The sequence below is a fragment of the Roseofilum sp. Guam genome, from assembly GCF_017746735.1.
Classification (GTDB): domain Bacteria; phylum Cyanobacteriota; class Cyanobacteriia; order Cyanobacteriales; family Desertifilaceae; genus Roseofilum; species Roseofilum reptotaenium.
Genome location: NZ_JAGHZN010000099.1, coordinates 1 through 8405, shown reverse-complemented (window position 1 = coordinate 8405; position 8405 = coordinate 1). Strand labels below are relative to the sequence as shown.

Here is an 8405-nt window from a genome sequence, read left to right as displayed (position 1 = left end):
CTTCATAAACGAGAGTCTATCATTGACTTGGTACTCCAATTGATCGTCACTTAAATTGAACAATTTTTGTAGGATAACTAACTTGAATATTAAGATAACGTCTAGGGGTTTATGACCGGCATTACTTGAGAGTTCACGGTCATGAATTTGTTCGAGGATTGGATGAAATTCCTCCCAAGGTACTAATTCATTCAGTTGAGAGAGCAGCGTTTTTTTATTATTTAGCTATTTCTGGAAATGTTTTAAGAACTGTAACTCTACATCCATTAGTATGTCTTGTTTTCAGCCATTGAGCTTCTAAATTATTCTATTTTAATTCCTCGGAGAGTGACAGAAAAGAGTGTACTATATCCCTAGTCTAGCCTATGGAAAGAAGCAACCGGCAAGAATTAACCTCTTCTAAAAGCAGCTCAACCCAAGGTGTGTTACGTTCATCTAAGCAAATCACTTTGGTTAGGGGGGTATAAAGGGACTTGTGGAGCAGATTTTTACAACTATATTTGAACTCCTATGGCAACAACTCCAGAATTCAACCCAAGCGGGACAACATAACTGTCGGGAAGTCGCCCATCGGTTAGCGACTGAAGTGACTCGAATTTGCGTGGAGAGTCAACGGATTCAAATGTCAGGGGAAGTGGAAGAGTGGGCTAAAAAGCTGGCTCAACTTCGCCTTAAACAATGTTTACATTATTACCAGCAAGGATCGGTTAAGGGTCGTCAAGACCTCCATAGTACCTTAGCGGCGATCGTTTATGGTTATATAAATCCATCTTATCGGTCAGCCAGTTATACAGCTCGCACCACGTTAATTGAGGATTTTTTACAAGCCTTTTACCTCGAAGCCTTCAATGCCTTTCGCCGTGAAACCGAACTTCCCCTCACCTATCATCCAAAAACTCGGTTAGACATTGCTGAATTCATGGCCTTTGCAGAGCGCTATGCTAAACGCCGAATTCGTCTGAAAGGGAATCGTTCGCAACAACTGATTATTTTACGAGCGCAAACCTTTTCTCAGCAACAACCTCCAGAAGAGCTAGTCGATATTGAAACCGCTTCAGAAGGAGGAAGTTCGGACTCCACTTCCGAGTGGTCAAGTCCTGCACTCTCTCAAGTCCGTAAGGCTATCAGTAACCAGGTACAGATCCCAGAAGCCGATGAAATTACTGAAAAAGTTGTGCAAATGCTTTTAGAGTATCTAGAAGAACGCAGTCAGCAAAAATGTGCCGATTATTTCGTCTTCCGTTTACTGGATTTAGCCACTTCACAAATTGAATGGATTTTAGAGATTACGCCTAGGGAACGGGATTATCTACAACAACGGTTTAAATATCACTTAGAACGGTTTGCCCTAGGGCCCCATTGGCAATTAGTACATGAATGGTTAGAAGCAAGTTTAGAACAAAACTTAGGGCTAATGCCTCAAGAGTGGGAAATTTTTACCAATAAGCTTACCGAAGAGCAGAGGAAACACCTTAATCTGAAACAAGATCGGGTTGATGATGAAGCGATCGCTAATCAACTCGACTGTACACTCACTCAAATTCAAAAACGATGGATCAGAATCCTAGCAAAAGCTTGGGCGATCCGCAATGCCTAATTATCCGGAGAATTCAAAATTTGCCATGAATAAAGACCCAGAAGCCAAAATTGAAGCCCTTTTTACTTGGCTCCTCAATCCTCCATTGGATGACTCTTCCCCAGTTTCAGAAGAACTAGCATCAAGTTCCCATTCCGATCCCAATCCATCCCGATGGATAGATCAACCCGATGAATCATCTTGGGATTGGGAGGCACTCGATCCCTTAGAGTCTGAAGATATCGATGGCATCTATCCCCCCCATTTAACCCCAGAGGGCCAACCTTTAGAGATAGGAGAGATCCCCGCCGTGCAAGACCGTTTCCAGGCTTTATTAAAGCGACGAATTCAAGCTGAAATGCAATCGAATCTTCCCTTATTTCCTTGGGAAACAACGATGATGGACTATGAGGATGACCCCTGTGATGTGGTATCCTCTCCCCCTGTTCTTTCCCAACCTTGGATGCTACAGCTCAAACAGTTAAATTTTCCCGTTCCTGTACAACTCCCTGAGTCTTTGCTGACTCAATTACTCGATCAATGTCAGCAAGTTGCCCAGTCTACTCTGGAAGAGGGGGCAAAATTGGTGCAAGCAGTAGAAAATTTATTTCCCAATCAGTTTCTGACTTTAAACCGGATAGCCCGTCCCTTATTATTGGGTGAATTGCGCTCTCCCCAAAAATCTCGTCCGACTTTAGTATATGAGGAAGCCCAGCCATCGCAAAAAATGCTCCTTTCTCTATTAGCCGCCCAAAAAATCCTCCAAACCCTAACCCTAACCCCCGTTGTCAATCAAGCCGCCATAGAACGGAACTGGGAAACGGAACTTGGATGGCTGAAAGTTGCAGCTAATTATACCCAGACCGAACAGAAGTCTCAACTCCGGGTAGAAGCGTTGCTGCCTTGTGCCGGAACAGTGCAGTTCCAAGGTGAAGGTAGACAGGCCATTTCCAAACGCTGTGATCCTGGATATCTAAGTGTAGAGTTATTTGATATTGTTGGAGAGCGCCCCTACAGTTTGGTCATTGAGCTAGAAAGCAATCCTGAAGCGCCCCTGATGTTTGCTATTCAACCGACCCATACGGGATCTTAACCCTGACTTCAGATACCAAAGACAAAAAATCTTGTTACACTAGCTCTTAGCTTTAAATTAGCAAGCGTAACCAGATATAACCTATGGCAAACTCATCAGGGACGCGCCAGAGATCAAAATTTCCCTTCTTATCGGACTTGTGGAAGCATGTAGAGCGCCTTCCAAAACCCGTGGCTGAAGAATCCATGTTCTTAAGAATATTGGTTCAGGGTTTAGTGAGTGTGGGAATTATGGCCACCGATGTAGCGGCAGGGACCCAAATGAGTCTGTGGGCTGTTCCCGTGGGTATGATCGGGGCCCTGTGGAGTTGGTATCGACGCAAGGATCGCAATGTAGTCACGAAATTTGCGATCGCTATTGGCATGTTAATTGCCCTCTTTGTATTTTTCGGAAACCTGTTTACTCAACTCAACGATACCCGACTGGTTCTGGCTGAACTACTGGTTCATCTCCAAGTCTTACATAGTTTCGACTTACCACGCCGCAAAGACTTGGGCTATTCGATGATGATCGGGCTGATTTTAATTGGTGTCGCTGCAACTCTGAGCCAAACCTTAGCCTTTTCCCCCCTCTTATTCCTATTCCTAGTCATTGCCCTGCCTACTCTGGTTTTAGATTATCGCTCGCGGCTTGGATTATCGCCTCTCACCTGGAATTGGCGTTCGACGACTCGTAAGCGTACCCCGTTAGCACCAGAACTAGCGCCCAAACAATTGGGATTTATGCTCTTAGTGATTTTAGGATTAGGCATGGCTCTGTTTGCGGCCTTTCCTAGGGTTCCCGGCTATCAATTACGCAATTTCCCAGTCAGCGCACCTCCTTTAATGCAAGAAGAAGAACAAAGCTTTCAGGGATTGCCAGGAACCATTATCAACCCAGAAACCGCCGAGGATGGAGAAGGTGAAGGGGGCGGGGGAGAAGCCCCTAGTGAGGGAGCCGGTCAAATGGATGAGACCTTTTACTACGGTTTTAATAGTCAAATCAACCAGAATTTGAGAGGCCAACTGACTCCCAAGGTGATGTTACGGGTTCGCTCTCAAGCAGAAGGATTTTGGCGAGTTTTAGGGTTCGATCGCTATACCGGTCAAGGATGGGAAATTGAGCAAGAGGGTACAGCATTGGTTGAACGCCCATCTTGGTCGTATAAATTTTACATGCCTCGCATTTCTTCATTAGCCAGAAGTCGGGAAGTGGTGCAAACCTATACGGTGGTTCAACGTTTACCCAACCTGATACCGGCGTTATATCAAGTTGAGGATCTCTACTTTCCTACGCGAGAAGTGGGGATAGATAAACATGGAGCATTGCGATCGCCCCTTAACCTACGAGAAGGATTAACCTATACTGTAATTTCTGAGGTTCCCTATCGCGATCGCTCGGTTTTGCGGGAAGCCTCGACTGAGTATCCGCAAGATATTCGTGACCTGTATCTGCAAATTCCTCCAGAAATTGCAGAGCGGGTACGTCAGAAAACAGAAGAAGCGTTAGCCACTTCAGAAAATCCCTTAACCGATCCCTATGAAAAAGCTCTGTATCTGGCTCAATATTTGAAACAACGCTATAGTCTGGAGCCAGAATTACCCTTTTTTGATGGCAATGAAGACCTGGTAGAAGCCTTTCTCTTCAAATATAACGGTGGCTATCCGGATCACTTTTCTACTACGTTAACCATAATGTTGAGAGCAATTGGTATTCCGGCACGTCTAGCTGTTGGCTTTGGGCCAGGAGAATTTAACCCCTTTACCGGATTGTATGTGGTTCGTAATATTGATGCCTTTGCCCTCACAGAAGTCTATTTTCCAGAGTATGGTTGGTTTAGCTTTGACCCGATTCCCGGTCATCCCCTAATTCCGCCCTCAATTTCTGATTATCAAAGCTTTAGCGTCCTGCGTCAGTTTTGGAATTGGGTTGCGGGTTGGTTACCGTCTCCGGTGAAAAATGCTCTTACGGCGATCGGGGCATTTATTATGACCGTTTTAGTCCGGTCACTAATTCGTCTGTGGCAATTGATTTCCAGTGGCTGGACGGGTTTCTTTATCGGTTCAATCTTAGCGATCGCGATCTCCTTTTTGCTCTGGGTCTTATTTAAGCAATGGCAACAGTGGAGACGGCAAAGATGGCTCTCTAAACTCCATCCCGTGGAGCGAATTTATCAACAATACTTAGACATTCTTAGGGAAGCCGGTTATCCCAAACATCCAGCACAAACCCCTCAAGAATATGCCGAAAGCTTGCGGGGTAAGTATGGCTCAGAAACAGCAAACGTAATTGACAGGATTCCCCAAGCCTATGTGCAATGGCGCTATGGGGGCATAGAATCTGAATCGATTTCTCATTTACAGCAGAGTTTACAACAATTAAAACAACGTTCTCGCCAAAAGAAATTGCTCACTCAAATAAGTAGTCGGTAATGGCAAATCAGTCATCCTATTTCTCTAAGATCTCCCTCTAACGTAAGCATCACTGCCCACTCAATTACCAAATTATCTTTAAGTCATGGGGCCTCTTTACCAGACAGAAGCTAAAATGGTTGGCGTTAAAAGAACGCTCTAGCATAATCCCTGCCATGAACAATTATCCTATTCATCCTGCGTTTAAGATTCTTCCCCTGATTGCCAGTGCTATGCTGTTAGGCTCTTGTGGCAAAGAACAAGTACAGGCAACACCTCGTCCTGCGGTTCCAGTAGTCTTTGGAGAGGTGGAATCGGGGCGGGTCAGCGAGGGTACAGAATATAATGTGTCTTTGGTATCGAGAGAGATTGCCAATGTGCGCCCTAGGGTGAGTGGGAATATTTTAGAGCGATATGTGGATTTAGGCGATCGCGTCACCGCTGGACAACAGATGTTTATTATCGATCCGATTGAACAACAGGCAGCCGTGAATTCCCAACTGGCGCAAGTGGGATCGGCTACAGCCGCCGTGGAAACGGCTAAAAGCAACCTGCAATCGGCGATCGCCGATCGCGCCCGCATTGCCACCGAAAAAGACCTCAACTCCGCCCGTGCCGACTGGGAAAACGCCAAATCTACCCTACTTTCCGAAGAAGCTGAACTCGACCGCCGGCAAGCCCAACTCGATTACCAAACCTTAGAAAATGAGCGCTATCAATCCCTCGCTGACAATGGAGCAGTTTCTCAAGAAACTGCCGATCAAACCGAACGCTCTTATCTACAAGCGCAAGCGGATGTCGAAAACCAAAATAAAGTGATTGAAGCGGCTCAAGCAACCGTCGTCAGTAGTCGCCGAGCATATGATCGCCTGATTGCCTCCGTAGATGCTCAACTCGCCGCCCAAGATCAAGTCATCGCTGGGGCGGAGGCTGAAATTGCTCGTGCGCAACAAGAACTGCAACGGACTCGGCAACAAGCAGCCGAACAAGAAGCTCGCTTAGGATTTTATGAAATTAACGCCCCATTTTCAGGAACCGTAGGCAATGTGCCAGTCAACGTTGGGGATTTTGTTGATAGCCAAACCCTTCTTGCTACTGTCAGTCAATCCCAACCTTTAGAAGTCCTGATCCAGATTCCCATTGACCGCTTATCCCAAGTCCGCATTGGCACCCGAATTGAGTTGCAGACTCAACAAAATGAACCCATTGGAATTATACCCGTGTCGTTCATTTCACCACAAACTGATGCTGAGACCCAAACCATTACCATTAAAGGCATCTATGCCAATGCCGAAAATCAATTGCGTACCGATCAATTAGTCAAAGCAAAAGTGGTTTGGGAAGACAAATCCAGTGTGACTATTCCCACGACAGCAGTTACGCGCATTGGTGACCAAGCTTTTGTGTTTGTCGTGAATGAATCGGAAGGGCAAAAAGTCGCGACCCAAACCCCAGTCACTCTAGGCAGTATTACTGGACAAAGCTTTGTAGTGCAGGAAGGCTTACAGGGAGGTGAAAGCATTGTCACGGAAGGGGTGGTTAAACTCCGTGATGGTGTTCCTGTAGTAGATTCGAGTACCTTGCCCAGTTCTCCAGAGAATAGGGAATAGGTACAGCGCTTTGCGCTGTCGTGGGGGAGTGGGGGAGTGCTGATGTTATGGTATCCTCAAAACGGGATAGGAAGGTGAAAACAATGGTACAAGAATTGCTTTCTCAAGCGCAAATTGAAGCTCGACTCTACCCAGAAAGTGATGGCAAACCGATGGCGGATAATACGGTTCAATTTCGTTTAATGACAACGATTGTCGGCGGATTATCGGTTCTATTTAAAGAGCGACAAGATGTGTTTGTGGCTGGGGATTTGTTGTGGTATCCCAGAAAGGCGGGAACGTTAACGGCAGTAGAAGAAAAATTACCGTTCAGTCAAGCACCAGATGTGATGGTGGTTTTGGGAGTGGAGAAAAAAGATAGAGGTTCTTATAAACAATGGGAAGAAGGAAATATCGTGCCTCAAGTGGCGATAGAGATTGTCTCACCGAGCAATGACAAAGGAGGGATGGAGAATAAGTTTCGGTTTTACGATTACTATGGGGTGGAAGAATATTATGTCTACGATCCGGAACTCAATCAACTGCAAGGATGGTTGAGAAGTGGGGGGAGGTTAACCGAAATTCCTCAAATGGAGGGTTGGAGAAGTCCTTTATTGGGAGTGAGTTTTAGTACCAGTGAGCAAGAGTTGCAGGTGTTCGCGCCGACTGGGGAAGTGTTTAGAACTTATGAGGATGTCACGCAAGAGCGCGATCGCGCCAGTGTCAGGAAGCCGAACGCCAGCGTAAAAAGAACTAGAGCGAGACAGAGCAGAGAATGCTGAGTTGGAGCGCGATCGCCAACAACAAAGAGCAGACGGTGCTGAGTTAGAGCGCGATCGCGCCAAGTCCGATTTACAAGAGCTACGGGAGAAACTGCGACAGTTAAATATCGATCCGGATTCTTTGTAGGCTCCGTTCTTTGTCGTTTCACTCTGGGCGATCGCTAATTTGTTCTCTCAGGCGATCGCTCGTCAGAATTTGGATATCAGTAACGGGGAAATCTTGAATATTTCGAGTTATAATCGCATCTAATTGATTGACAATGGCAGCACCATATTGAATCCCATCTTCAAAATCATTAAAATTTGCTTTTAGAGCGATGTCAATGGTTTGGCGATCGCATCTGGCTACTTCACACAAATCAACCAAACGACTCACGAAAGCGATCGCCCATTCTTTTCCCTTCTTTTTACGGATGATGTAGTATAAGTCGCTAAGAGTAGAGGCAGAAACATACTCAGTTACTTGCTGATTTTGAATCGCTGTAAAAATCTCTTCACTATCATAGAAAAAGGGTTGTCGTTCAAGAGCATAATCTAAAATAATATTAGTATCGAGTAATACTTTCATAAATCATGTTTTTCCTGTAGATATTCCCATTTCGCCCGATCGCTATCTAAATCTAAGTTGATGGGTACAGAGGTCTCGTCATCAAATAAATCCTTAAAAATTTGAACCTTGGTTCTGGAGGACTTTTCTTGCACTGGAGAGCTTTGCTCTTCTCCAGCTAAAACATGAGCTAATAACTCAGATGCTACTGTGTTAATATCTTGACCTCGCTGAGTGGCTTTAGCACGAAGTAATGTTTCCAATTCTGAATTCAGAGTAATGACAATATCCATACTCATAGCTGGAGCGATCGATTGTATAACTTCACGATTATAGCGCGATCGCCAGTGTCAGGAAAAAGAACTAGAGCGAGACAGAGCAGAGAATGCTGAGTTGGAGCGCGATCGCCAACAACAAAGAGCAGACGG

At 45.4% G+C, this 8405-nt stretch carries 9 protein-coding genes; 6 read left to right on the top strand and 3 right to left on the bottom strand.

From position 1 onward, the window contains the following. Positions 1–147 (bottom strand): transposase (locus J7529_RS24945; protein WP_413038978.1); only part of this gene is annotated, 147 nt, incomplete at its 3' end. A 328-nt stretch (positions 148–475) separates the two neighbouring features. Here J7529_RS24945 and J7529_RS23970 point away from each other — a divergent pair. From J7529_RS23970 to J7529_RS23945, 6 genes are all read left to right on the top strand, one after another. Continuing rightward, positions 476–1597, top strand: a complete 1122-nt coding sequence (locus J7529_RS23970) for a hypothetical protein (protein WP_318731065.1) — start codon at positions 476–478, stop codon at positions 1595–1597. A gap of 25 nt (positions 1598–1622) precedes the next feature. Beyond that, positions 1623–2669, top strand: a complete 1047-nt coding sequence (locus J7529_RS23965) for a hypothetical protein (protein ID WP_318731064.1) — start codon at positions 1623–1625, stop codon at positions 2667–2669. Between the two features lie 83 nt (positions 2670–2752). Further along, positions 2753–5080, top strand: a complete 2328-nt coding sequence (locus tag J7529_RS23960; protein ID WP_318731063.1) for a DUF3488 and DUF4129 domain-containing transglutaminase family protein — start codon at positions 2753–2755, stop codon at positions 5078–5080. 155 nt (positions 5081–5235) lie between these two features. Then, the gene (locus J7529_RS23955) at positions 5236–6669 is read left to right on the top strand and encodes an efflux RND transporter periplasmic adaptor subunit (protein ID WP_318731062.1); all 1434 of its coding nucleotides are present in this window, start codon (positions 5236–5238) and stop codon (positions 6667–6669) included. Between the two features lie 83 nt (positions 6670–6752). Further along, positions 6753–7430, top strand: a complete 678-nt coding sequence (locus tag J7529_RS23950; protein WP_318731061.1) for a Uma2 family endonuclease — start codon at positions 6753–6755, stop codon at positions 7428–7430. Between the two features lies 1 nt (position 7431). After that, the gene (locus tag J7529_RS23945) at positions 7432–7557 is read left to right on the top strand and encodes a hypothetical protein (protein ID WP_318731060.1); all 126 of its coding nucleotides are present in this window, start codon (positions 7432–7434) and stop codon (positions 7555–7557) included. Positions 7558–7575: 18 nt separating this feature from the next. Here J7529_RS23945 and J7529_RS23940 read toward each other — a convergent pair whose 3' ends face one another. Both J7529_RS23940 and J7529_RS23935 read right to left on the bottom strand, forming a co-directional pair. Then, a complete protein-coding gene (locus tag J7529_RS23940; protein ID WP_318731059.1) occupies positions 7576–7998 on the bottom strand; it encodes a PIN domain-containing protein in 423 nt (140 codons plus the stop codon). Continuing rightward, entirely contained in the window at positions 7995–8276 is a 282-nt protein-coding gene (locus tag J7529_RS23935) for a hypothetical protein (RefSeq protein WP_318731058.1), read from the bottom strand. The genes J7529_RS23940 and J7529_RS23935 overlap by 4 nt, the downstream gene beginning before the upstream one ends. Positions 8277–8405 lie beyond the last annotated feature (129 nt).